This is a genomic window from Sphingomonas swuensis, assembly GCF_039538045.1.
Classification (GTDB): Bacteria; Pseudomonadota; Alphaproteobacteria; order Sphingomonadales; family Sphingomonadaceae; genus Sphingomicrobium; species Sphingomicrobium swuense.
This window is the reverse complement of record NZ_BAABBQ010000001.1, coordinates 399,098-423,215: the sequence shown is the minus strand read 5'-3', so window position 1 is coordinate 423,215 and position 24,118 is coordinate 399,098. Positions and strand designations below refer to the sequence as shown.

20 protein-coding genes and 1 tRNA gene are annotated in these 24,118 nt (G+C 68.0%); 4 read left to right on the top strand and 17 right to left on the bottom strand.

From position 1 onward, the window contains the following. The first annotated feature begins 1 nt into the window (after position 1). Positions 2 to 754 (top strand): cytochrome b/b6 domain-containing protein, encoded by a 753-nt coding sequence (locus tag ABD727_RS02165; RefSeq protein WP_425566746.1) that lies wholly within the window; start codon positions 2 to 4, stop codon positions 752 to 754. Next, positions 744 to 1,487, top strand: coding sequence for a molybdopterin-dependent oxidoreductase (locus ABD727_RS02160; RefSeq protein ID WP_344705745.1), 744 nt, complete (start codon positions 744 to 746; stop codon positions 1,485 to 1,487). The genes ABD727_RS02165 and ABD727_RS02160 overlap by 11 nt, the downstream gene beginning before the upstream one ends. 3 nt (positions 1,488 to 1,490) lie before the next feature. Here ABD727_RS02160 and ABD727_RS02155 read toward each other — a convergent pair whose 3' ends face one another. From ABD727_RS02155 to ABD727_RS02100, 12 genes are all read right to left on the bottom strand, one after another. Next, positions 1,491 to 2,225 (bottom strand): sulfite exporter TauE/SafE family protein, encoded by a 735-nt coding sequence (locus tag ABD727_RS02155; RefSeq protein WP_344705744.1) that lies wholly within the window; start codon positions 2,223 to 2,225, stop codon positions 1,491 to 1,493. Positions 2,226 to 2,229: 4 nt separating this feature from the next. Continuing rightward, positions 2,230 to 3,234 carry a GTP 3',8-cyclase MoaA gene (moaA, locus tag ABD727_RS02150; protein WP_344705743.1) on the bottom strand — a complete coding sequence of 335 codons (1,005 nt, stop codon included), beginning with the start codon at positions 3,232 to 3,234 and terminating at the stop codon, positions 2,230 to 2,232. A gap of 71 nt (positions 3,235 to 3,305) precedes the next feature. After that, positions 3,306 to 3,500 (bottom strand): hypothetical protein, encoded by a 195-nt coding sequence (locus ABD727_RS02145; RefSeq protein ID WP_344705742.1) that lies wholly within the window; start codon positions 3,498 to 3,500, stop codon positions 3,306 to 3,308. Positions 3,501 to 3,564: 64 nt separating this feature from the next. Then, on the bottom strand, positions 3,565 to 5,601 hold the full coding sequence (locus ABD727_RS02140) for a response regulator (protein WP_344705741.1): 2,037 nt from the start codon (positions 5,599 to 5,601) through the stop codon (positions 3,565 to 3,567). Then, positions 5,601 to 7,052 (bottom strand): ATPase domain-containing protein, encoded by a 1,452-nt coding sequence (locus ABD727_RS02135; RefSeq protein WP_344708004.1) that lies wholly within the window; start codon positions 7,050 to 7,052, stop codon positions 5,601 to 5,603. Before ABD727_RS02135 ends, ABD727_RS02140 begins: the two co-directional genes overlap by 1 nt. Before the next feature lie 133 nt (positions 7,053 to 7,185). After that, on the bottom strand, positions 7,186 to 7,887 hold the full coding sequence (locus ABD727_RS02130; RefSeq protein ID WP_344705740.1) for a class I SAM-dependent methyltransferase: 702 nt from the start codon (positions 7,885 to 7,887) through the stop codon (positions 7,186 to 7,188). Next, complete coding sequence (locus tag ABD727_RS02125) at positions 7,884 to 8,357, bottom strand: GtrA family protein (protein WP_344705739.1); 474 nt, start codon at positions 8,355 to 8,357, stop codon at positions 7,884 to 7,886. Before ABD727_RS02125 ends, ABD727_RS02130 begins: the two co-directional genes overlap by 4 nt. Then, positions 8,350 to 9,372: a glycosyltransferase family 2 protein gene (locus ABD727_RS02120; RefSeq protein WP_344705738.1), complete on the bottom strand. Its 1,023-nt coding sequence runs from the start codon at positions 9,370 to 9,372 to the stop codon at positions 8,350 to 8,352. The genes ABD727_RS02125 and ABD727_RS02120 overlap by 8 nt, the downstream gene beginning before the upstream one ends. After that, positions 9,369 to 11,156, bottom strand: coding sequence for an ArnT family glycosyltransferase (locus ABD727_RS02115; RefSeq protein ID WP_344705737.1), 1,788 nt, complete (start codon positions 11,154 to 11,156; stop codon positions 9,369 to 9,371). Before ABD727_RS02115 ends, ABD727_RS02120 begins: the two co-directional genes overlap by 4 nt. A gap of 60 nt (positions 11,157 to 11,216) precedes the next feature. Next, positions 11,217 to 12,281, bottom strand: coding sequence for a hypothetical protein (locus ABD727_RS02110; RefSeq protein ID WP_344705736.1), 1,065 nt, complete (start codon positions 12,279 to 12,281; stop codon positions 11,217 to 11,219). A gap of 184 nt (positions 12,282 to 12,465) precedes the next feature. Further along, positions 12,466 to 12,541: transfer RNA gene (locus ABD727_RS02105), tRNA-Thr, on the bottom strand. A gap of 79 nt (positions 12,542 to 12,620) precedes the next feature. Continuing rightward, entirely contained in the window at positions 12,621 to 13,751 is a 1,131-nt protein-coding gene (locus ABD727_RS02100) for a carbohydrate porin (protein ID WP_344705735.1), read from the bottom strand. Between the two features lie 130 nt (positions 13,752 to 13,881). Between ABD727_RS02100 and ABD727_RS02095 the strand changes: the two genes are divergently transcribed. Then, positions 13,882 to 15,636: a methyl-accepting chemotaxis protein gene (locus tag ABD727_RS02095; RefSeq protein ID WP_344705734.1), complete on the top strand. Its 1,755-nt coding sequence runs from the start codon at positions 13,882 to 13,884 to the stop codon at positions 15,634 to 15,636. A gap of 74 nt (positions 15,637 to 15,710) precedes the next feature. Then, a complete protein-coding gene (locus tag ABD727_RS02090) occupies positions 15,711 to 18,641 on the top strand; it encodes a DUF2339 domain-containing protein (protein ID WP_344705733.1) in 2,931 nt (976 codons plus the stop codon). Here the strand turns inward: ABD727_RS02090 and ABD727_RS02085 are convergent. The 5 genes from ABD727_RS02085 to ABD727_RS02065 all read right to left on the bottom strand — a co-directional run bounded on the left by ABD727_RS02085 (position 18,638) and on the right by ABD727_RS02065 (position 24,104). After that, positions 18,638 to 19,381 (bottom strand): class II aldolase/adducin family protein, encoded by a 744-nt coding sequence (locus ABD727_RS02085; RefSeq protein WP_344708003.1) that lies wholly within the window; start codon positions 19,379 to 19,381, stop codon positions 18,638 to 18,640. The two genes, ABD727_RS02090 and ABD727_RS02085, sit on opposite strands and share 4 nt — an antisense overlap. A gap of 68 nt (positions 19,382 to 19,449) precedes the next feature. Continuing rightward, on the bottom strand, positions 19,450 to 20,091 hold the full coding sequence (maiA, locus tag ABD727_RS02080) for a maleylacetoacetate isomerase (protein WP_344705732.1): 642 nt from the start codon (positions 20,089 to 20,091) through the stop codon (positions 19,450 to 19,452). Positions 20,092 to 20,275: 184 nt separating this feature from the next. Beyond that, positions 20,276 to 20,668, bottom strand: a complete 393-nt coding sequence (locus ABD727_RS02075; RefSeq protein ID WP_344705731.1) for an acyl-CoA thioesterase — start codon at positions 20,666 to 20,668, stop codon at positions 20,276 to 20,278. Positions 20,669 to 20,670: 2 nt separating this feature from the next. Beyond that, the gene (locus tag ABD727_RS02070; RefSeq protein ID WP_344705730.1) at positions 20,671 to 22,041 is read right to left on the bottom strand and encodes a gluzincin family metallopeptidase; all 1,371 of its coding nucleotides are present in this window, start codon (positions 22,039 to 22,041) and stop codon (positions 20,671 to 20,673) included. Continuing rightward, a complete protein-coding gene (locus tag ABD727_RS02065; RefSeq protein WP_344708002.1) occupies positions 22,038 to 24,104 on the bottom strand; it encodes a S9 family peptidase in 2,067 nt (688 codons plus the stop codon). The genes ABD727_RS02070 and ABD727_RS02065 overlap by 4 nt, the downstream gene beginning before the upstream one ends. Positions 24,105 to 24,118: the final 14 nt, after the last annotated feature.

The window sequence follows — 24,118 nt, the reverse complement described above, 5'->3', positions numbered from 1 at the left end:
CTTGGAACCGCCACCCCCTTCCGCCTCTCCGGGTCGGGTGATCGACCGGCACCGGCTGTCGACCCGGCTTTGGCACTGGCTGAGCGCGCTGGCGGTGATCGTCCTGCTGATGAGCGGGCTGATGATCTCCAACGCACATCCGCGGCTCTACTGGGGCGAATATGGCGCGAACTTCGATGCCCCATGGCTCGAGCTTCCCAACTTCCCCGGATGGATCACCATCCCCTCGACCTACGACCTCGCCGGGGCGCGGCGCTGGCACCTGTTCTTCGCCTGGGTCTTCGGGCTGAGCCTGTTCCTCTATCTCCTGTGGTCGCTGGTGAACGGGCACCTTCGGCGCGACGTGGTGCCGGGCGCGAGGGAGCTTGCGCCTTCGCATCTCTGGCAGGACATCAAGGACCATGCCCGGCTGCGCTTCCCGACCGGCGAAGCGGCGGCGCGCTACAACATCCTCCAGAAGCTGAGCTACGGTGGCGTGCTGCTGGTGCTGCTTCCGCTGCTGCTGCTGACCGGATTGGCGATGTCCCCCGCCATGGGCGCGGCCTGGCCGTGGCTGAACGAGCTGTTCGCCGGGCGGCAATCGGCGCGCTCGATCCATTTCATCTGCGCGTCGCTGATCGGCCTGTTCATCATCGTCCATGTCGTGATGGTGGTGCTGGCCGGGCCGATCAACGAGATGCGCTCGATGATCACCGGACGCTACCGCCTGCCCGACGGGCCGGTCGAGCCGCAGGAGCCCGCCCATGCTGACTAGGCGCGGACTGATGGTCGGGGGCGGTGCCTTGCTGCTCGGCGGATGCGACCGGCTCAACCAGAGCGCGGGCTTCCGCGAACTTCTCCGCTCGTCCGAGGGGCTGACGATGCGGGCGCAGCGGCTGATCATGAACCGCAATGCGCTGGCGCGGGAATTCAGCGAAGCCGACATGTCGCCAGTGTTCCGCTCGAACGGAACGGCCATGCCCGACACGCCCGACTATGCCCGGCTGCTGGCGGAACGCTTCGAGAGCTATCGGCTGCGGGTCGACGGGTTGGTCGCGCGGCCGCTGTCGCTGAGCCTGGGGCAGCTGCGAAGCCTTCCAATTCGAACCCAGATTACCCGCCACGATTGCGTCGAGGGCTGGAGCGCGATCGGCAAGTGGCATGGGCCGCGTCTCAGCCGACTGCTCGAGGCGGCGGGGCTGAGCAGCCGGGCGAAGTACATCGTCTTCCACTGCATGGATCGCTACGGCAGCGAGCCCTATTACGAGAGTATCGACCTGATCGATGCCTTCCACCCGCAGACCATCCTCGCCTGGGCGATGAACGGCGCGCTGCTGGGGGTCCCGCACGGAGCGCCGGTGCGGCTTCGGGTCGAGCGGCAGCTCGGCTACAAGCAGGCCAAATATATCGAGCGGATCGAGGCGGTTGAAAGCCTCGCTTCGGTGCAGGGCGGCAAGGGCGGCACCTGGGAAGATCGCGCCGACTATGAGTGGTACGCCGGCATCTGACGGTCAGAAGAGGCCGAGCAGCTTCACGCCCGCGACGACCAGCACAAGGCCCAAGGCCTTCAAGATCAGCGGCGCCTCGAGCCGGATGCCGAGGGTCGTCCCGGCAAGCCCGCCAAGCAGCACCGCGCCGGCATAGAGCGGAAGCTCAGCCGGAAGTCGCCCGACCGAGGCCAGATTGCCGAGCAGTCCCGCGGCCGAATTGGCGAGGATGAAGAGGGAGGCGACGCCGGTCAGGGGCTTGGGCATGCTCCAGCCCAGGAACAGGAGCAGCGGCGAAAGGAAGATTCCGCCGCCGGTCCCGGTCAGCCCGGAAAGAAGCCCGATCCCTGCACCGATCGCGATCGCCAGCCAGATGGGAGGATCGCGGCTTTCGTGCATCGCCCTTATCTCGCGCGGCCAGAGCAGCCGCACGGCCGAAAGCAGGAGCACGATGCCGACCAGGGGCTTGTAGAGATCGGCCGGCAGGTGGATCGCGCCGCCGGCGACGGCGAAGGGCATGGCGCCGACCAGGAACGGCCACAGCGTTCGCCAGCGGAACTGTCCCGCGCGCAGGTAACGGAGCGACCCCAGTCCGGCGACCAGCAGGTTCAGCACCAGCGCGGTCGGCTTCATCACCGCCGGCGGAAGGCCGAACAGCGCCATCAGCGCGAGATAGGCCGACGCTCCTCCATGACCGACGGTCGAGTAGAGCATGGCGCCGAGCGCCAGGCAGAATGCGAGCAGGAGCGACGTGTCCAAGAGGTCAGCCGCCGGTGACACTCATGTGGCGGTCGACGGCGGGACGCTCGGCAGCGATCCGGAAATCGTGGCGCCGCGGCTTGCCGGCGACCAGCGCGTCGAGCGCGGCATCGACCGTGCCCGCGGCTCCGGAGCGGAGGAGGTCGCGCAGCTCGACCTTCTGGTCGTGCCCGAGGCAACCATAGACGGTTCCGGTGGCCGACACGCGAATGCGATTGCAGCTGTCGCAGAAATTGTTGCTGAGCGGGGTGATGAAGCCGAGGCGGCTGCGCATTCCCTCGACCTCGAAGTAGCGCGCCGGCCCGCCGCTCCGCTGTGCCAAGGGGAGGAGGCGGAAATGCTGCTCGAGATCCCGGCGAACCGCATCGAGGGGGAGGTAATAAGCGGTGCGATCCTCCTCCACCGCGCCGAGCGGCATGGTCTCGATCAGCGTCAGGTCATGCCCTTCGGCGTCACACCAGCGAAGCATGGTGGCGATCTCGTCCTGATTGACCCCGGCGAGCGCGACCATGTTGATCTTGACCTTGAGGGCAGCAGCCTTGGCCGCGGCGATGCCGCCGAGGACTTGGCCGAGATCACCGGTGCGGGTGATCCGCCGGAACCGCTCCGGATCGCGCGTATCGAGGCTGACGTTGATCCGGCGAACGCCGGCCGCGAACAGGGCACCGGCAGCCGCGCCGAGCCGCGTTCCGTTGGTCGTCAGGGTAAGCTCGTCGAGGCCATGGCCGATCCGCTTTCCGAGACGCGCGACGAGACCGAGCACCCCGCCCCGGACCAGAGGCTCGCCACCGGTCAGACGAATCCGCCGGACACCTCGCGCGACCAGCAGGTCCGCAAGACGTTCGATCTCATCGAGCGTGAGCAGGCGCGAGGCTGGAGCGAACTCCATCCGCTCGGCCATGCAGTAGCGACAGCGAAGATCGCAGCGGTCGGTGACCGACAGCCGGGCATAGGTGATGCGCCGGCCGAAGCCGTCGATCATGCCACGATTGTCCATCACCGTCGCCATTCGCCGCTCCGCTAGCGCACGCGACGCGCTAGCATGGCGGAGCGGCTGTGCCCACGCGAACTGCCGACCTCCTATTTCGGGCGGTAATCGATCTGCGCCTCTCGCAATTGTCCTGCGGCCCTTGCGGCCTGGTCGATGAGTCGGGCACCGGTTTCGGCGGCCGCTTCCGGCGTCATGGCGACGTTGATGCTGTCTGGACCGTCCATTAGGACCTTGCCGTCCTCGGCGATCACGTCGCTCGGCCTGCTGTAGGTTTCCTGGGTCATGGCCGCAGAAGCGACACGACAAGCGTGTCGTTCCAGACCTTTCGCCTGCGCAAGGACCTCAAATCTATCGGTGGCGCTTGATCGGCACGACCTTGCGGTCCCCGTCTTCCACCAGGCGATTGATCGCCGCGGCGAGATCGGCCTGCCGGAAGGGCTTGGCGAGTTGCGGGAGATCAAGGTCGAGATCGCCGCCCGCGTAGCCGGTCACGACGAGCACCGGCATGGCCGGAGACTGCTGGTGAACCCGTGTCGCAAATTCAGCGCCGTTCATCCGCGGCATCATGTAGTCGGTGACGATCACGTCGGCCGCGAGTCCGGACGCCAGAATGCCAAGCGCCTGCGAACCCCCAGACGCTTCGTGGACCTCATGTCCGATGTCGCGCAGCATCTCGGCGGTTCCGGCGCGGACCAGATCCTCGTCGTCGACCAGGAGCACCTTGAGCTTTCGAATCGCCGCGACGCTGTCGGAGCGGGCGATGCTCAGCGGCTGCGCGTCGGTCTGGGCGACCGGGAGGTAGAGGTCGGCGCGAGTCCCGCGGCCGACGGCGCTGGTCAGCTCGAAGGCGCCGCCGAGCTGCGCGGCAAGTCCGTGGACCATCGACAGCCCCAGGCCGGTGCCCTTGCCGATGCCCTTGGTCGAGAAGAAGGGTTCGACCGCCCGGGCAAGGGTTTTGGAGTCCATGCCCTCGCCGGTGTCGATCACCGAGATGCGGATATATTCTCCGGGCCTGAGCTTGTCGTTGTGGTTCGGGCCGACGACCGAATGCTCGGCCGAGAGGGTCAGCGTGCCGACCCCATTCATGGCGTCGCGGCCATTGACGCACAGGTTGAGCACCGCGAGCTCGAGCTGGTTGGGATCGGTCAGGGCCGGCGGGAGATCGCGGCCGAGCACCAACCGCAGCTCGACTGACGGACCGATTGAACTGACCACCAGGTCGCGCATGCCCTCGAGCAGCGCGGCGGGATCGATCGCCCGGGTCTCGAGCGCCTGGCGACGAGCGAAGCCGAGCAGCCGGCTGACCAGGATCTTGGCCCGCTCCGCCGACTGCAAAGCGCCGTCGAGCAACCGAGCCGAACGGGGATCGTCGGCGCCGTAGCGCCGGTTGAGGAGGTCGAGCGCTCCGGTGATCGGAGTCAGCAGATTGTTGATGTCGTGGGCGACGCCGCCCGTCAGCTGCCCAATGGTTTCGAGCTTCTGCGCCTCGTGGAGCTGCGACAGGGCCGCTTCGCGTTCGGCGACGGCATCGGCCACCCGCCCCTCGAGCGTCTGGTTGAGAGTGACCAGCTCGGCCTCGGCACGCTTGCGGGCGGTCACGTCCTGGAAGATGACCGCGACCTCGTTGCGCGATGTCGGATCGACCCGGAAGGCGGCGAGTTCGAGATGGCGCCTGGTCGCCTCAAGCTCGCGTTCGAAGCGGATCGGCGTTCCGGTCAGAAGCACGTCGCGGTAGAGGCGGACCCAGCCCTCCGCCTCTTCAGGGACCATCTCGCGGACTTTCTGCCCGACGACGTTGGGGATGCCAGCGTGCCGCTCATAAGCGGGGTTCGCCTGGATGTGCACATAGTCGCTGAGCGGCCCATGCTCGCTGTCGATGAATTCGATCACGGCGAAGCCCTCGTCCATCGTCTCGAACAAGGTACGGAAGCGGCTCTCGCTGTCGCGTAGCTCCTCGAGGCGGGCACGGGCGTCATACTGCCGCTTCCGGCCGCGGAGCGCGGAGCGGGCGAGGCTGATCAGCGTCGTCGGGTGGAACGGACGCTCGAGGAAGGTGACGTTGCCGAGGACGTCGAGATAGCGGCTGGCCGCGGGATTGCGTTCGAGGCCGCCACCACGGCTGGTCAGCAGAACGAACGGCAGATCGGACCATTCCTGCTGGTCCTCGATCCATGCCGACAGCGCATGGAGGTCGGCACTGGCGATCGCTTCCTCGGTCACGATGACGAAGGCGGCACCCTGGTTGAGCTCTTTGATGAGGCAGTCGAGTGTCTGGCAAGCAGTCGCCTCGATCCCGCCCTCGCTGAGCATGGCGGCGGCGATCTGAGCGTCACGGCCACGCGGCGCGAGGACGAGCGCTCGCTCCGACAGGGTCGTGCGCTTCATTACTGGGGCCGGTCAGTCATGAGGCTCGAAGCATCGGATGCGGTCGGAACCCCGCGCAGCACGCCCTGGAATCCTTCGAGAGGCGGACCCAGCGCAACGCCGTTCGATCCGATGCGATATTCGCGGATGGTGTCCTCGTGGGGCCCGGTCCGCTTCTTCACGATTGAAATGGCGCGGCGAACCCTCCCGAATGCCTCGAAGTAGCGGAGGAGGATGACGGTGTCGGCAAGGTAGGTGACATCGACCGGGGTCTGCATGTCGCCGATCAGGCCATGCTGGGCCACGGTCAGGAAGGTCGTCGCGCCCTGTCGGTTGAGATACTGAAGGAGCTCGTGGACATGCAGTACCAGCGCGTGCTCGCCGGGCATCGCGGCCTGGTAGCCATTGAGGCTGTCGATCACGACGGTTCGAGCACCATGGATCTGAACGCAGTTGCGGACGCGCTCCGAGAATTCGCCCGGAGTCATCTCGGCCGCGTCGATCTGCTCCAGGGTAAGATCGCCCTTTTCGATCATCGCCGTCAGATCGAGGCCGAGACCCTTGGCCCGCTCGATCAGCAGGCCCAGTTCCTCGTCGAACACGAACATCGCCGCTTTCTCGCCGCGCTGGATGGCTTGCGCGACGAAGGTCAACGTCATGATCGACTTGCCGGTGCCGGCAGGACCGAGAATGAGGACGCTCGACCCTCGCTCGACACCGCCTCCCAGCAATGCATCGAATTCCGCCGAGCCGGTGCCTACGGCGCTCCGGTCGAAGGTCCTGCGATGCTCCGCCGAGACCAGGCGCGGGAAGACCCTCACCCCGCCGAGCTTGATCGCAAAATCATGGTAACCACCGCGAAAGCGCCGGCCGCGATATTTGATGACCCTGAGGCGTCGCCGTTCCGAGCCATATTCGGGCGCCAGCTCTTCCAGCCGAACCACCCCGTGGGCGACGCTGTGCACGGTCTTGTCATTGACGTCCGTCGTCAGGTCATCGAGCATCAGAACGGTCGCGTTGCGCTTCGCGAAATAGTGCTTCAGCGCGAGGATCTGCCGACGATAGCGAAGCGAGCTCTGCGCCAGGAGACGGATTTCCGAGAGGCTGTCGAGCACCACCCGTTCAGGGTCGATGTCCTCGAATGCCTCGAAGATCCGCCTGGTGGTTTCGCCAAGCTCGAGGTCGGAGGAATAGAGCAGGCTTTGCTGCTGCTCCTCGTCGAGAAGATTTTCGGGCGGCACGAGCTCGAAGATCGGCAGGTCCGAGAGATCCCACTCGTGCGACTTCGCGGACGAGCGGAGCTCATCCTCGGTCTCGGACAGAGTAATGTAGAGGCACCGTTCTCCCCTCGCGACACCGGCGAGAAGGAACTGGAGGGCGATCGTGGTCTTGCCGGTGCCCGGGCTTCCCTCGAGGAGAAAAACCCTTCCGCGCTCGAGACCTCCGTTGAGGACGTCGTCGAGGCCATCGATACCCGAAACTGCTTGGGTCGTCCCGACCTCCCTCGCCGCACCTCACGAGAACCGCGGCGCCTGCCGCACCAAACCCGCGCGGCGCGGGTTGGTTCCCCGGGGACGCGCAATGATCAGTGCCGGAAGGGCAAGTTCAGGCGGACGGCTTCCTGGCCAGGAGGCAGATGTTGATCATCTCGCCGCGGAGCGGCTGGCAATGCTCGTCGACCCAGCGTGACAGGCCGTGAAGCCCGAACTGAAAGGGGAAGGCGTGAAGCCCCTTTTCGCGGATCACCTCCATCCCGCCCTCGGCAAGCGTTCCGCGCAGCCCGCGCCACGAGCTGAAATTCTCATATCCGTCGAACGGGCGGAGCCGGAGGATGGAGGCGAGACGGACGACCGGCCACCACAGGCGGTTCGGGGTGCTGATCGAAAGCAGGCCGCCCGGCTTCACCATCCGCGCCATCTCCAGCACGGCGCGTTTCGGGTCGGGCGTATGCTCGATGCATTCGGACGAAAGCACGATGTCGAAGCTCTCGGGTTCGAAGGTCGCGGACAGGTTGAGCGCATCGGCGACGACGGCCTTGCACCCGACCCGGGCACGGGTTCGCTCGACCAGCCCTGCACCAAGGTCGCAGGCGGTCACTTCGGCGCCGAGGTCGGACAATCGCTGGCTGAAGTCGCCGAGGCCGCAGCCGACGTCGAGGACCTTCGCGCCGCGCAAGCGCTCGGGGCCGAGGAAGTCGTCGACCAGCACCTCGACCCGGCGATCGGTATCGTAGCGCGACAGGGCGAAGGCGAAGCGATCGCCGAGGCGCTCGTGGGTCAGTTCGCGTTGATCGACATGGCGGTTCATGACCGTGCGTCTTCCTTGTGGGAGCGGGTTGGGCCGAGCGGCGGCTGGGTGGCTTCGTTCGGGAAGACCCACCGGCTGATCAGGATGTAGTTGAGGAGCACCAGAGGCAGCATCGCCACCGGCCAGCCGACGAGCGGCGGCAGCCCGGCGCCGTCAATTGCCGCCGTCACCAGGACGGTACTGACGAGCAGGCACAGGACTTGCGCGACGATGAAGCGGAGCGCCTCGCCGCCGACCCCGCCCGCCGATCCGTCCGTGGAGCGGAAGACCCACTGGCGGTTCCAGAAGAAGGACCAGGCCGTTCCGATCGCATAGGCGACGGCCTGGGCGGCGGGCGTGCGCCAGCTTCCGAGCGGAGCGCCAATCGCCCACACCGCCTGGAACAGCAGCATTCCCAGAAGGAAATTCGACCCTCCGACGAGGACGAAGCGGACGAACTTCCCGTGCTGCGGTGCGAGCAGCCTATCCATGATCGGCACCGGCCGCCTCGATGCGGTCGTGGACCGGCCAGGCAGCAGGCCTTGGCGGCATGTCATAGTCCGGGTTCGCGACGCCGGCATATTCGTCGATGATGAACACCGGCCGGCTCTGCAGCACCGAATAGATGCGCGAGATGTAGAGCCCGAAGATGCCCATGACGGCGAAATGCATGGCGAACAGGAAGGAGATCAGGCCGGCGACCGAGGCCCAGCCCGGGACCCCGGCTCCGCTCATCGCGATGTAGAGGACGTAGAAGAGCTCGGCGATGGCAAGCAGCCCGACCAGCCCCGCGATCCACAGCCCGATGCGCAGCGGCTTCATCGAGAAGGAGGTCATCGCCGTGACCGAGAAGGAGACCATCCGCGCGAGACTGTAGGCGCTGGTTCCCGCGGACCGCTCGCCAACCTGATAGTGGAGGGTCGTCGAGGGGAAGCCCATCCAGTTGACCGAGCCACGCAGGAAGCGGTCGGTGCCGGCGAAGCGGAGCAGGACCGTCAATGCCTTGCGGTCGAGCAGTCGGAAGTCCGACGCGCCCGACCCCATCGAGATGTCGGTCATGAACGAGAAGGCCTTGTAGAAATAGCGCGAGGTCAGGCGCTTGAAGGCCGAGGTCTCGCGCCCCTCCTGGCGGCAGGTGGTGACCACCCGCCAGCCCTCGCGCCACGCCTTGATCATGTCGGGGATCAGTTCGGGCGGATGCTGGAGGTCGCTGTCGAGGCTGACAACGGCGCGTCCCCGGGCATGCGCGAGCCCGGCGATCAGCGCATTCTGGTGCGAGAAGTTGCGGCTGAGGCGGAGGCCGATCACGTGGGGATGGTCGGCGCGGAGCTGCTCCATCACCTCCCAGCTATGATCGACGCTGCCGTCGTCGACGAGGATGAGTTCCCACGCTTCGGGAACCTCGCCCATCGCGGCTTCGACCCGGCGAACGAACTCCGGCAGATTGTCGGCCTCGTTGTAGCAGGCAGCCACGATCGACACGGTGACCATCTGTTGTTGCTTCACTGCCCACCTCTTTCCGGACGGCGCGGGTCCAGATCGTAGTAAATGTCATAGTCGCCGACCGCCTCGCGGCGCCCGGACCATCGCTTGAGCTCCGCCACGAGGGCCAGCACCTCGGGGGTGTTGTACTTGTCCTGGCGGCGATGGATGAGCAGCGCCGGCGGCGCACGGCGAAGCTGGCCGAGCGATCGGCGAAGCGCCGCCTCGTCCTGAAGCTCAAGCGCAGTAATTCCGTGCCGGAACGGCGACCGGCGCTGGGCAAGAAAGTAGAATTCGGGGTTGAACGGTGCGGCCAGCACCCGCTGGTCGCCGGCGCTCCGCTGGTCGATCCGGACGAGGATCTTCGCCATCGCCTCCCGGTCGTCCGCCGTGGTGCGGATCGAGGCGAGCGGATGCGCCGCGCTGGCGTCGAGGGCGAGAGTGCGGCCGGTCAGGGTCGCATCGAGACCACGCGCGACGGGCTGCCCGGCCTGGAACAGAAGGGCGATTCCGCACAGCGCCGCAACCCCGCCTGCCCAGAGGCTCCGTTCGCGCCAAGGCAGGTCAAGCGAGAGGATCCCGGCGAGCGTCAGGAAGCTGGTGTAGTTGAGGTAGATCGGGATCTCGTAGTGGATCGAGACGAGGCCGAAGAAGATCGCGACGACCGCGAGCGGGGTCAGCGCGTCCCCGTCGGACGAGCGGGCGGTGCGGAGTGCCCGCAAACCGAGGACGACCGGTGCGAGCAGCAGCGTCAGCCAATAGGCCAGGTTCAGCCAGCCGAGCATTCCGGCGGAGGGGCTCAGCTGCGCGATGCGCACGAACAGGGCGCCGAAGCTCGCCCCGTCGAAGAAGTCGAGGCTGGTGAGAAGAAACGGCGCGACTAGGGAATCGTGGAGCCACGAACCGACGGTGCCGGTGATGCCATGGTAGATTGCGAGCGGGACGAAGGCAGCGCAGCCGCCCGCGATCATGGCCAGCATGCTGCGGCTGGTGAATGGCTCGTCGCTCGCCGCTGCAAGGACGCCAGAGGCCGACCAGGCCCGCGCCAGAAGGAAGAAGGGCCAGATGCCGAACAGCAGCAGCCCGGTCATGCTGCCCTTGGACACGAGATAGGCGCCAAGCCCGAGGCCGATCAGGATCAGGACGGCGCGCGCGACGCGGCGGTCCGCGACCCCGGCGGGGCGATGCTTGAGGATCAGCCAGCAGAGGACGCCCATGGCGAGGAACACCGCGCTGAGCTGGCGGAAGAGGAAGGCATTGCCGAGGAGGAAGCCAAGCCATGGCGCCATGCTCGCCAGCTTCAGCCGCGGCCATGACAGCAGCGCGATCGTACCCACCGCCAAAAACAGGGCGTACCAGTTGGCGGTCGGATTGACGAACAGCACGAAGGTCAGCGCGGAGGCCGCAATTGCGCCGACGGTGGCGACCACGGGCCCTCGCCCGCGCAGCAGCCAGTAGGTTAGCGCCGACTGGACGACGGTCAGCGCGGCAAGCGGGATACGCATGGACAGCATGTCCACACCCCACAGGCGCATCGCCGCGGCGTTGATGAAGTTGATGTAGCCCGGGTGGACGTCGGCGACGTCCCGGCCAAGCACGTCTCCTTCGAGCAGCCGCCAGGCGACATAGGCGTAGGCGCCGTCGTCGGGTGCCCACCACGAGCGATTGTAGAAGAGATAGAGGATGAGTGCCGACAGCGCGGTCGCGAGGAGCCCAAGCAGCCGGTGTTCGCGCTCCGCCGACACCGACCAGCCGCTGCGCGGTGCGAGCGCCGCCGGCGCGCTCAGCGTCTCGCTAGGCTGCGGCATCGCTCGGCCGGCGATCGGTTGCGATGCACGCAAGGCTGGCGGAATGGTCCCCCCGCCCCGTCATGACGACAGGCCGAGCGTCTTCTGCAGCGGGGCCTTGCGCACCTTCCAGATCAGCGAGTCCACGACATAATGGTGGAAGTTGATGATCTGGAAGATGACGATCGTCGCCGACAGGCCGGCGAAGAACAGCCAGTCGATGCTCCGGATCAGCCCCCAGTAGATGACCGCGGTGATCGCGAGGCAACTGGCGAGATACATCCAAAGTCGCCCGTTCTGGCTGATGTAGGACAGCAGCGGGGAAGCGGGATCGACGCCCTTGTTGAAGCGGCGATTGTTGAACATCCAGACGAACAGGATGTACTGCGCATTGTGCCACATGTTGACGACGAGCCATCCCACCGAGATGTCGTCGATCGCGACGTAACCGATCCAGAAGATCGAGAAATGGATCACCATGTAGGCGGTGTGGAGCAGGGCCAGCCGACCCTCGCGGGCGGCCTGGATGCGGCGCCAGATCCAGATCGCGACCAGCACGGCGGCGGCCGCGGCCGCGACCTGCACGACGATGTCGGCGACCGGGACATAGGCGACCTCGAGGCCGATAAAATTGGGCTGCTTCTGATTGGAACGGTGGAGGATGCCGAGCACGGGCAAGGCGTAGAAGATCGCCTGGTCGAGCCAGCCGTCGTCATAGGCGGCGCCCCTGTCCTTGGCGCGATAGACCCGCGACACGCCCCAGCTCTGGCGGGTGTAGTGCCACCATTGCCAGTAGAAGTAGATGGTGACGATCGCCCACAGGCCGACCTTCCAGGCGATCAGGCCGGTGATCGCGACCACCGCCGGGAACAGGGCCACGATCAGCAACCGGTGCTCGCGGTAGCTTTCCTTGTCGAAGAACAGCCGGGTGTAGGTGGCGATGACGTGATGGTAGCCAAGCAGCCACAGGTCGATCGCCAGGATTGGGTAGAAGAGCCTCGGCTCGACCATGACGACGAGACCGGTGGCGACCGCCATGAAGAAGATGCCGTAGAGGAAGAGCCCATCGAAGGCGGCATTGCGCAACCATGGCAGTCCTGTCGACGGACTGTCCGGCGCCTGCGCCACCACGTGATTGCTCGCCATCTGAACCCCCCGGTACCCTACATTTTTAGCAACCTAGGTAGAGACGGTCTACGTTCCGTTAACGCTGATCCCGGCAGCGGCTCAACGGTCGAATAGGCTTAGGCACGCGCGGGCTCGTCAGACGAGCGGACGGGCGGCGATGGTAGGATCGGCAAAAGGTCCGGGGCATTGACCCGACCGGAAGTGGTGCCGCTTACAGGACTCGAACCTGTGACCCCCTCATTACGAATGAGGTGCTCTACCAACTGAGCTAAAGCGGCCTGCCCGAGCGCGCCCTATCAGGCCGGGTCGCCATGCTCAAGCGCGGCAATTCGCTATTCTCGCGCGCCTGCCCGGCGCTCAGCGCAATTCGAGCGTCAGCCGGAGCGCACCGAACAGCAGCGGGTCCGCGTCGCGACGACCGCCGGGATTGTGGATCCACTGGACGCTTGGCTGGAGGGAGACGGGTCCGAACAGATGGTCCGAGATTGTCAGCTCGAAGCCCGTCTCCGCGCCTGGCTCCTCGCCCGCCGCCCGGGCGAGCTCCCTCTCGCCGGGCGAGAGCCTGGCGTGGTGGACGCCGAACGCGGCCGCGCTGTCGGGGCGGATCGCGAGGAACGGGCGCTTCTCAAGGCCCCCTTGGACGCTGGCGCGGAAGGCGGTGGTGCCACCTCCGGCAACGCCGGCACGGGCGAACCCCGACCAGCTTTCGGCGAGCGGCGCCTGAGCGAGGAGATAGGCGCCGCGGGTGCGACCGAGATCACTCGGGGATGACGCGCCGTGCACCTCGTGGCGCTTGGAGTAGGCCCAGCCACCGATTGCCAGCTTGGCGGCGCCGCGCTCGAAACCGCCCTCGACGATCCCGAGGACACCTTCGCGAAAGCTGGTGTCGATTCCGCCGCGGTCGCCGAGCGTGCCGGCGGCGGCGTTGATCACGGCGGCCCTGACGATTCCGCTCGCGCCAATCCGCACGTCGCCGCGCGCGGCGAGACCGGTGAAGGGGAAGATCGAAGGTCCGCGCGAACCCGTCGCCGACAGCTCCGGCCCGATCCCGTAGGAGGGCCCGACGAACAAGGCCGACGCGCTGGTGGTGTAGAATTCGCTGTTAAGGTCATAGGCGCCGACCCGCAGCGACCCGCCGCCGAGATCCTGCTCGAACCAGGCCTCGAACAAGCGGACGCCGCGATCCGGGACCTCGATGTTGTCGAGCCCCTGGAGCGTCCCGCCGCCCTCGTTAGGCCGGCCGCCGCTGCTGGCCAGGACATTGACCTTGAAGCGTCCGCCGCGCCAGCCGAGGCCACCCGTCTCGCCGGTCGCGGTGAGGCTGAGCTTGTCGAGCCGCTCGATCCGACCGGTGCCGCTGGTCAGGTCGAGATTGTAGACCGCGAACAGCTCGACCTTCCGGCTTGCAGCAGGAAGGGCGCTCGGCGACGTGGCGGGCACGGTATCGGCGCTCGCCAGCAAGGCGAGGAACATGACCGGGGCGGACATCGGGTGGCTCCTTCGAAATGGGTCGCTTGGACCCATAATAGAGGGCTCGACGGCCTTCCCGGACGCATCGCCCTATGATGGTTAAGCGCGGGCGTCGGCCCGCCAACCTTGAGACAGACGAGCGGGGACGATGATGTCGCTTGACCGAATGACCGACCGGGTGCGCTGGCTGATGCTCGGGCTGCTTCTGCTGTGCGGCGGGCTCGGCATCGGTGCGACGATGCTGCTGCGGTGGTCGAGCAGTGCGCAGGAGCAGGCGACCACCCTCCTCCGCCACCAGATGACCGCCGACATGATGCACGACGCGATCCGCGGCGACGTGCTGGCGATCCTTGCCTCGCGTGATCCGATGCTCGCAATCGATGGTGAGGGCGCTCGAAGCAGCCTCGATGAACGCATCACCGAGTTCCGCGCCTCGATGGCAAAGACCCGTGCCTTTCGCGACAGTCCCAGCGTGTCCGCGGCCGCGGCCGCCGTGCAGGAACCGTTCGAGGCCTACAACCAGGCGGCGGTCGAGATCGCCGGCCGCGCGATCGTCGATCCGGCGGGTGCGGCCCGCCTTCTTCCCGGCTTCTTCGAGCGCTTCGAGCAGCTCGAGGTTGGCATGGAGAAACTGACCGAGGCGATCGAGCAGCATGGAGCGTCGACCAGCAGGTGGGCACGGCTGCTCGGACTGTTCGCGATCGGAATCATCTCGGTGGCGCTGCTCGGTGCGCTGGTGGTCGCCGTGCGTGTCGCCCTCGCGATGCGCAGGCAATTGATCGAACCGCTGATCGCCACGTCGGCGGCGATCGAGCGGCTTGCGGCGGGCGACCGGACGCAACAGGTCGAAGGGACCAACCGCCCCGACGAACTCGGCACGCTCGCCCGCGGCGTCGAGCAGCTCCGCACCCGGCTCGACGACGCAGAGAAGCAGGCCGCGGCCCAGACCGAACTGATTGTCGGGAGCATTGGAGAGGGCCTCGAGGCGCTTGCCCGGAGCGACCTCAGCAGGCGGGTCGAGGTCCGCAGCGGCGACGCGCTCGCCGCGCTTACCGTCAACTTCAACCGGGCGCTCGACAGCCTCTGCGGGGTCGTCCGCCAAGTCGCCGATAGTGCCTCCACGCTTCGTGGCGGAGCCGGCGAGATCGCCAGCGCGACCCAGGACTTCGCCCGCCGGACCGAACATTGCGCCGCGAGCATCGAGCAGACCAGCCATGCGCTGGTCGAGGTCGACAACCGCATTCGCGGCGCGGCCGAGACCGCGGCGTCGACGGTCGCCCAGGCCAATCAGGGCATCGCCGTGGTCGAGCGCGGGCGCGCCACGACCGACGAGGCGGTGGCGGCGATGGAACGGGTCAGCGACAGTGCGACCGGAATCGACAGCGTCATCGAGGGGCTCGACAAGATCGCATTCCAGACCCGCGTGCTGGCGATGAACGCGGCGGTCGAGGCGGGTCATGCCGGAGAGGCGGGCAAGGGCTTCGCGGTGGTCGCGGACCTCGTCAGCGCGCTCGCCATGCGGGCCGAGGAGGAGGCCAAGCGGGCGCGTCACCAGCTGACGGTGACCCAGGGCGAAATCGCGGGCGCGGTGACCGCGGTCCGCTCGGTCGACGGCGCCTTGAACGAGATCGCCGGAAGCGTCTCGGGAGTGCACCAGCTCATCGCGACCATCGCCGCCGACAATCAGGCGCAGGCCGGATCCATGAGCCAGATCCGCGAGGCGATGGCCGCCCTCGATCGCGCGACCCAGCAGAATGCGGCGATGGTCGAGGAAAGCTCGGCCGCGACGCAGGAGCTTGCGCAGCAGGCCGATCGCCTGACCCGCGAGGCCGCGCGCTTCGTGCTGCCCGAGGCGGGCGCCGCACCGCGGGCCGGGCCTGCGCTGGTCGCGCGCGCGGCCTGAGCCAGAACAGGTCCACTCCCGCGGCCTTGTGCCAGGCCTCCTGCCCGCCCTAAGCTGGCGGCGGGGGTTCTTCCATGACGACCATGCTGGTCCTGTTGCTGCTGGGCTATGTGATCTACCTCGACCGGCGTGTCGGCAAGCTCCAGCAATGGGTCGCCGTGCTCGAGACGCGGTCGTGGGACGTGCCGCGCGCGCAGCCGACGGCCGAGTGGGCGCCCGAGCCCGAGCCCGCGGACGACGTCGAGCCCGAGGTGGAAGCGCCCGGTCGCCTGCTGCGGGCCGAGACTCGCCCAGGCGAGCAAGTGGTCGCCGATGAGCCAGAGTACGAACCCGAAGCGGATTTCGAGCACGAAACGACCTCCGAGGCCGGAACTGAGCCAAGGCCTGAACCCGAGCCGGTGCTGGCGGCGGATCGATCGCGCACCATGGCCTGGGATGATCAAAGGCCGGTCCGCGGCCTCTCGTTCGAGGAATTGTTCGGGCGCAAGCTGCCAATCTGGGGTGGCGGGATCACGCTTGCCGTCGCGGGCTTCCTGATCGTCAAATATTCGATCGATGCCGGCCTCTTCTCGCCGGGTCTGCGAGTGATCGCGGGCCTGCTGTTCGGGCTTGCGCTGGTCGCCGGAGCCGAGTGGGCACGACGGCGGGAAGATTTCGTGCAGGACGAGCGAGTTGCGCAGGCGCTCGCGGGGGCCGGAATCGCCAGCCTCTATGGTGCCGTGCTGGTCGCGGCCAACGTCTACCAGCTCATCGGCCCGGGACTGGCGATGGTCGGAATGGCGGCAGTCACCGCGCTGGCGCTTGCCCTTGCCACTCGCTTCGGCAGCCCGAGCGCACTGCTCGGCCTTGCCGGCGGCCTCGCCGCGCCCGCGCTGATCGGGTCGGCCGAACCCAATGTCCCGTTGCTGATGGTCTATCTCGCACTCGCCGTGGGCGGGCTGACAGCGGTCTCGCGGCGGCAGCGCTGGGCGTGGCTCGGCATCGGGGCGCTGCTCGGCGGCTTCGGCTGGAGCCTCGTGCTGCTGCTGACCGGTGCGCTCGATACCGTCTCGACGCTCGCGCTCGGCCTGTTCGTGCTGCTGCTCGGGCTGGTGTTGCCGGGCATGGCGCTGGCCGACGGGAACAGGGGACGGCTGCGGCTGGTGGCGGCTGCCATCGCCGCGGTGCAGATCGCCGCATTGGTCGCGACCGGCGGCTTCACCCCGCTCAACTGGGGCCTCTTCGCGCTGCTCGCCGCGGCGGTCCAGTGGCTCCGTCGGCACGAGCCCGAACTGGCGCTGCTGCCGCCGCTGGCGCTGACCGTCGGGCTGCTGCTGGCCTTTGCCTGGCCGGAGCCAAGCGCGCTGGCGCTCGCCCTGGTGGCGGCCGGCGGGCTGCTGATCTTCGGGCTTCCAGCGGCGCGACGGCTGTGGACGGCTGGCGGCGGACTGGTCGAGGCCGGGCAGCTTGCCGCGCTCGGCCTCGCCCTGCCGCTGCTCTGGCATTGGCAGCAGGCGAGCAATCCGTGGGACGCGCATCCGCCGAGCGGGCTGCTCGGTCTCCTCGCCGGCGCGGCGCTCGCCGCGCTCGCCTGGCTCGGCTGGAGCAGGCCGGAGCGGCAGGGGGACAGCCGCTTCGCCTTGCTGTGCAGCACTTCCGCCGCCTGTCTCGGCCTTGCCGCCGCCGACCTCCTGCCGTTGTGGGCGGTCGCGATCGGGGTCGCTGCAATCGCCGCCGCGGTCCTCGAAGTTCGCCGCCAATCCGCCGATCCGCGGCTGGAGCAGGTCGCCTGGGCTTTCCTGTTCCTTGCGAGCCTGGCACTCGTCCCCGGCCCGTTCGAGACCCAGCTCAATCGCGCGATGGGAAGCGACATCGGACTTGGCCTGCAAGGGCTGCTCCGCTGGCTCGCAGTGGCCGCTGCCGCGGCTCTGTTCGCGTGGCGCGCGAGCGAGCTGCCGCTGCGCAAGGTGGCGCAAGGGACGAGCCTGCTCCTGGCCTATGTCGGGCTGGCGCAGCTGTGGCCGGCCGACTGGCTGCCGCTGCTCCCCCCGCTCCTGCTGCTCGCCGCACTTCTGCTGGGCAGGAAGCTGCGCATCGCACTGCTGCCGGCGCTGGCGAGCGCGGCCTTGCTGATCCTCGGCTGGGCACTGTGGCCGCTGGCGAGCTGGGCGATCCCCGCAGGCGGCGCGCTGTTCGGCGATCCGCTGCTGGCGAGCGACTTGCCGGTTGCGGGCGAGGCGCTGTGGCGGCTGGTTCTCCCCGGCGCGGCGCTGCTGCTGGTCCGCCACCGCGCCTTCCGCATTCTCGGCGGCACGCTGGTGCTGGTCGGCGCGCACAGCCTGTTCAAGCAATTGTTCGGGCTTGCCAGCCTCGCCGACTTCGAGGCCCGGGGACTTGCCGAGCGACTGGTGTGGGACGGGCTGCTGCTCGCCATTGCTGCCCTCGCGTGGCGCTGGCGGGAGGCGCGCTGGGCCGCGCTGCCGCTAATCGGGGCGGCGGCGGCGCACCACCTGCTGTTCACCCTGCTCCTCCACAATCCCTTGTGGGCGAGCCAGCATGTCGGCTCCATCCCGCTCTTCAACTTGCTCCTGCCTATGTACCTGGTCCCGGCCGCCGCACTGTTCCTTGCCGACCGGCGCGGACTGGTCCCGGCGCAGTGGCGGGTGGTCGGGCACGGCGCGCAGATGCTGCTCGTCTCGCTGCTGCTGCTGTCGCTGCTCCGGCAGGCGTTCGTGGGCACGCTGCTGACCGTGCCGGGGCTTTCGCAGTCCGAGGATATCGCCCGCTCGATCACCGCGATCGCGCTCGCCATCGGCTTCCTGCTGTGGGGCATTAGGACGGGCGAGCGGTCGTGGCGGGTGGGGTCGCTGGTGCTGATGATCGGCGCGGTCGCCAAGGTGTTCCTGCTCGACGCCTCGGGGCTGACCGGCCTCGTCCGGATCGCGAGCTTCGTCGCGCTCGGCCTCAGCCTGATCGGGATCGGCTGGCTCTACTCACGGCAGCTGAGCCGCGCCCCGGCGAACTAGCTCGCGAAGCTGGGATCGAGGCGGTAGGCCTTGCGGAGCAGGGCGGGCCAAGCGAGGAACTGGGCGGCGGCCTTGAGGCCCATCGCGCCCTGCTCGGCGGCGACCTCGGGCGTGCCCTGCGGCGGATTGTTGACCGCCTCGCCCGCCGACAGCGCGTAGATCTGCGCCTCGCAGGCGCGCTCGAGGAAGTAGATGCGGATGAACGCCTCGCCGACGGTCGAGCCGACGCTGAGCGTGCCATGGTTGCGAAGCAGCATGGCGTTCTTGGTGCCGAGGTCGGCGACGATCCGCTCGCGCTCGTCATGGTCGGTGGCGACGCCCTCATAGTCATGGAAGGCGAGGTCGCCGCGGATCAGCATCGCGGTCTGGGTCAGCGGCAGAAGCCCCTCGGAGTGGGCGGCGACTGCCTGCCCATGGGGCGTGTGGAGGTGGATGACCGCATTGGCATCCTCGCGCGCCATGTGGACCGCGGAGTGGATGGTGAAGCCCGCGGGATTGGTGATGAAGGGCGAAGGCTCGACCGGATTGCCCTGGAGGTCGACCTTGACGAGGCTGGAGGCGGTCACTTCCTCGAACATGAGGTTGTAGGGGTTGAGCAGGAAGTGGTGCTCAGGCCCCGGAATGCGGACGCTCATGTGGGTGAAGATGAGGTCGTCCCAGCCGTAGTGCGCGACCAGCCGGTAGGCGGCGGCGAGGTCGACGCGGAGCTTCCACTCCTCGTCGCTGACCTTGCCTTCCATGCTCGGGATCTCGACTTCCTGGAGCGTACGGACCTTGTCGAGGCCGGCGGTCATGTTGTCGACACGGTTCATGCGGCGGACTCCTGGGCATCGGGATGGGCGGCGGCGAAGGCGGGCAAGGCGAGCGAGGCGGCCTCGGCGCGAAGCAGCGTCGGATAAGCGTCGAGCGGGACGTCGAAGCGACGGGCGTTGAACAGCTGGGGCACGAGGCAGATGTCGGCCATGCCGACCGTATCGCCGTAGAGGAAGGCGCCGGCGCGCGGCGCTGCAAGCGCCTCGAGCGCGGCGAGGCCTTCCACGACCCAGTAGCGATACCAGGCGTCGACCTCGGCCTGCTCGTGGCCAAGCTCGTTCTTGAGATATTTGAGCACGCGCAGATTGTTGAGCGGGTGGATGTCGCAGGCGATCGTCAGCGCAAGCGAGAGGACGTGGGCACGGCCATCGGGGTCGCCCGGGACCAGCGGCGGCTCCTTCACGTGGCTGTCGAGGAAGTCGAAGATGGCGAGGCTCTGGGTCAGCCGTTGCCCATCCCATTCGAGCATCGGAACGAAGCCCTGCGGATTGATCGCGCGATAGGCCTCGCTCTTCTGGTCGCCATTGAGCAGGCTGACCTCGTGACGCTCGTAGGCGACGCCCTTGAGGTTGAGCGCGATCCGTACCCGGTAGCTGGCCGAGGAGCGGAAGTAATCGTGGAGGACGACCCGGGTCATGCGCGGTCCGAGCCCCGGCCGAAGTTACCGAAGTTACCCTGGTGCGCACCCCGCGCGCATTCGCGATCCGGAGCGAAGTTACCGAAGTTACCCTGGTGCGCAGGGTTGCGGTGCGATGCCTTCGTCAGGAGGTCGGCCATGGCGTCGCTTGTGCCAAAAGGGCGCCGTGTAGGACAGCGAAAACTCAGGCCAGGAAGGGGGCGACGATCTCGCGCGTGATGCGCTGCGGGCGGCCCGTCGCCTTGTCGAGCATCGCCCAGCTGGTGCGGGCGCGGACCAGCAGCTTCCCCTCGGCGGAGGTGAACTCCATGAAACGATCGAACCTGGCACCGCGCGGGGCTTCGTCGACCCAGGTCCGCCCGGTGACGATGTCGCCGACCAGCGCGGGCCGGAGATAGTCGATCTCGTGGCGGATCACGACCCAGACGAAGGCGTCGCGATATTGCTCGGGCGCGGTCGCATACCAGTCGCTGGTCGCGACATGCTGGATCCACTGGACCCAAACCGCATTGTTGACGTGGCCGAGCTCGTCGATGTGCTCGGGCTCGGCGGTCAGGTCGAGGGTGAAGACGGGCATGGTCACAGCAGCCCCGGACGTCCGTCGGGGCCGGGAGCGGACGGTACGCCGGCGCTGGCGAGGAGCGCGGTCCACCCGGCGGGCGTCGCCTGCGGGCCGGCCAGCAGCGGGCGGATCCGGACCCCGAGGCCGCGTCCGGCCGGATAGCTCTCGAGCAAGGCGATCCATTCGGCGGTCGAGACCGTCCGGTCGTTGCGGTTGGCGGCAATCAGGCGGCGGACGAAGGCCGGATAATCGCCGCCCGCGACCCGCTCGGCAACCAGCGAGAGGATCGCGCCGCAGTCATATTTGACCTGGAAGTCCTGGCGCTCGGCACCGTCGGCGACGCCGCCCTTGGCCGAGGCCGAGAGGCAGCCCGTGAGCGAGGTCTGAAGCGCCTTGCGGGCATCGAAGGTCGGATCACTGTCTGCCAGGGTCCGGATCGCGAGCAGCTCGGCACCACCCTCGACGATCCAGTTGTCGGCAACCCGGTCGTAGTCGATCGCCTGGCCGAGCCAGAAGTGGGCGCTCTCGTGGGCGATGTAGCGATGGGCGAGCGCCCGGACCGGCGGGTGGGGCCGGGTCGCGGCCTGCCCCGACATCCGCATCAGGACGAGGCCCTTGAGCACGCCGCCGTTGAGGCTGGCTCCGGGCTTGTCCGCGCCAGCCCAGCTGGCGAGCACGGTCGGGCGAAGCTCGCCGGGGGAGCCGAGAAGCCGCCGGTACCGGCCGAGCACCTGCGGGGTGAAGCTGCGGATGTCCTCGGCGAGCCAGGCGGGCATGGCGGGATCGACCACGGTGGCCATGCCGTTCCGCTCGACCGCGTTCGCCACCCCGAACAGGCCGTAGGTCCCGGCGCTGCTGGCGCGGCGGTAGCCGGCGGTGTCGCCCGCCAGCCGGAGCGTGCCGCTCGGCGCACGAAAATCGACGCGCGTGCCGCTGTCGCCGATCCCGCCATCCTGCGGGTCGAGCCCGAGCCGGTCGAGGCGGTCGGCGCTGCCGATCGAGAAGAGCGAGAATTGCCCGTCGAACAGGGCAATTCCGCCGCCACCGAGCCGAAGCGCCGGGACATAGTCGCTTAGCACTTCGCCGGCATAAGGCGCGATGCGGACCTTGACGGTGCCCGGAACCGCGGCGCCACCCTCGCCGACCAAGGCGTCGTAGCTCCCCCGCCGCTCGAGCCTGACACCGGGCGTGAGGATGGTCCAGCTGCGCGGCCGCCAGGGCTGGCGATCCTCGGCGGCGAGGCCCGAGCGGAAGAAGCCCCAGGCGGGCGCCGGGCGCGGCAGGACATAGGTCGCCTCGAACGCGTCGCCCTGGCGGGTGACGGTCACCTCGACCGGACGTTGCGCCGGAGCGGCGGCGGCCAGCGCCGCGGCGAGGAAGAGGCTCATTGCGCGACCTTGAGCTGGGTGAGGACGAAGGCATAGTCCTCGGCGGTTTCGCGGAGCGATTCCCAGCGGCCCGACTTGCCGCCGTGGCCCGCGCCCATGTTGGTCTTGAGCATCAGGAGGTTGCGGTCGGTCTTGTTCGCGCGGAGGCGAGCGACCCACTTGGCAGGCTCCCAATAAGTGACGCGCGGATCGTGGAGTCCGGCGGTGACCAGCATCGGCGGATAGGCCTGGCGTTTGACGTTGTCGTAGGGGCTGTAGCTCAGCAGCAGCTTGAAGGCCTCGGGATCGGTGATCGGATTGCCCCACACCGGCCACTCGCCGGGGGTGAGCGGAAGCGTGTCGTCGATCATGGTGTTGACGACGTCGACGAAGGGCACGTCGGCGATCACCGCGCCCCACAGGTCGGGGTCGGTGTTGACCACCACCCCCATCAGCTTGCCGCCCGCCGAGCCGCCCTGGATCGCGATCCGGCCCGGCCTGGCGAAGCCTGCCGCGTTGAGGCCCTTCGCGGCGTCGACGAAGTCGTGGAAGGTGTTCCAGCGGTGGGTCGCGGTGCCCTGCAGATACCAGTCGTAGCCGAGGTCGTCGCCGCCGCGGATGTGGGCGATGGCATAAGCGAAGCCGCGATCGAGCAGCGAGAGCCGGGCCGAGGAGAAGCTCGGCGGGATGGCATAGCCGTAGGCGCCATAGGCGTAGAGGAAGAGCGGCTGGCTGCCGTCCTTCCTGTAGCCCTTCTTGTAGACCAGGCTGACGGGGATCTGCTTGCCGTCGCGGGCAGGGATCATCAGCCGCTCGGTTGCATATTGCGACGGATCATAGCCCGACGGAATCTCCTGCACCTTGAGCGTGGTGAGTGTCCGGCTCTTCGGGTCGTAGTCGTAGACGGTGCCCGGAGTGACCATCGACGAATAGCTGAGGCGATAGGCGGGCGGGTCGAACTCGGGATTGCTTCCGAGCCCGGCATTGTAGCTCGCCTCGGTGAACGGGATCCGCTCCTGCCCGCCGTCGCGGTAATTGGCGAGAACCAGCTGGTCGAGGCCGTCCTGGCGGGTGGTCAGGACGAGATGGTTGCGGAAGGCGGCGAGGCCGCGGATGTAGGTCCGCTCGGAGCCGGGAACGACCTCGGTCCACTCGCCGGGATGCTTCGGATCGGCGGAGACGACGCGGAAGTTGACGTGGCGGTCGTTGGTCAGGATCCACAACCGGCCGTGCGCGGCGTCGGCTTCGTAGAGCCGGTCCTTCTGCCGCGCGCTGACGAGGGTCAGGGGGCCAAGCGGTTCGGCGGCGGGGACGAAGCGGACCTCGCTGGTGCGGTTGTCGCCGGTCGCGACGAAGATCAGGCTCTTGTCCTGGCTTTCGCCGAGGCCGACCGAGAAGCCCTTGTCTTCGGTCTCCTCGTAGATGGTGCGGGCATTGGCCGGATCGTCGCCGAGCCGGTGATGGCGGGCGCGGTAGCTGCGCCACTGGTCATTGACCTCGGTGAACAGCACGGCCTTGCTGTCGGCGCTCCACACGGGGGAGCCGATCCCGACTTCGGTGACGGTCTCGAGGTCCTTGCCTGTCGCGAGGTCGCGGATCTTGAGCTTGAAACGCTCGGAGCCGTCGTCGTCGGCAAGTACCGCAGCCAGCCTTCCGTCGGGGCTGACTTCGAACGCGCCGAGGCGGAAATACTGCTTGCCTGCGGCCTCGGCGACCTCGTCGAAGACCAGCTGGTCGGCGCCGCCCGCGACGGGCTTGCGATACCATTGGCGATACTGGGCGCCGGGCTCGAAGGCCCACCAGTAGAGCCACTCGCCGTCCTTGACCGGGACCGAGCGGTCGTCCTCCTTCTGGCGGCCCTTCAACTCCTCAAAGAGGGTATCGACGAGCGCCTCGTGGGGCTTCTTCCAGGCGTCGAAATAGGTGTTCTCGGCCTTGAGATAGTCGAGCACCGCGGTGTCCTCGACCTTGGGATAGCCCTTGTCGCGGAGCCAGGCGTAATCGTCGGTGACGGTGATCCCGTGGCGCTCGAAGCGGGTCGGGCGGGCCTCGGCGCGGGGCGGCGTTGGGAGCTGGTCGGTCATCGGGGCTTTCGGGG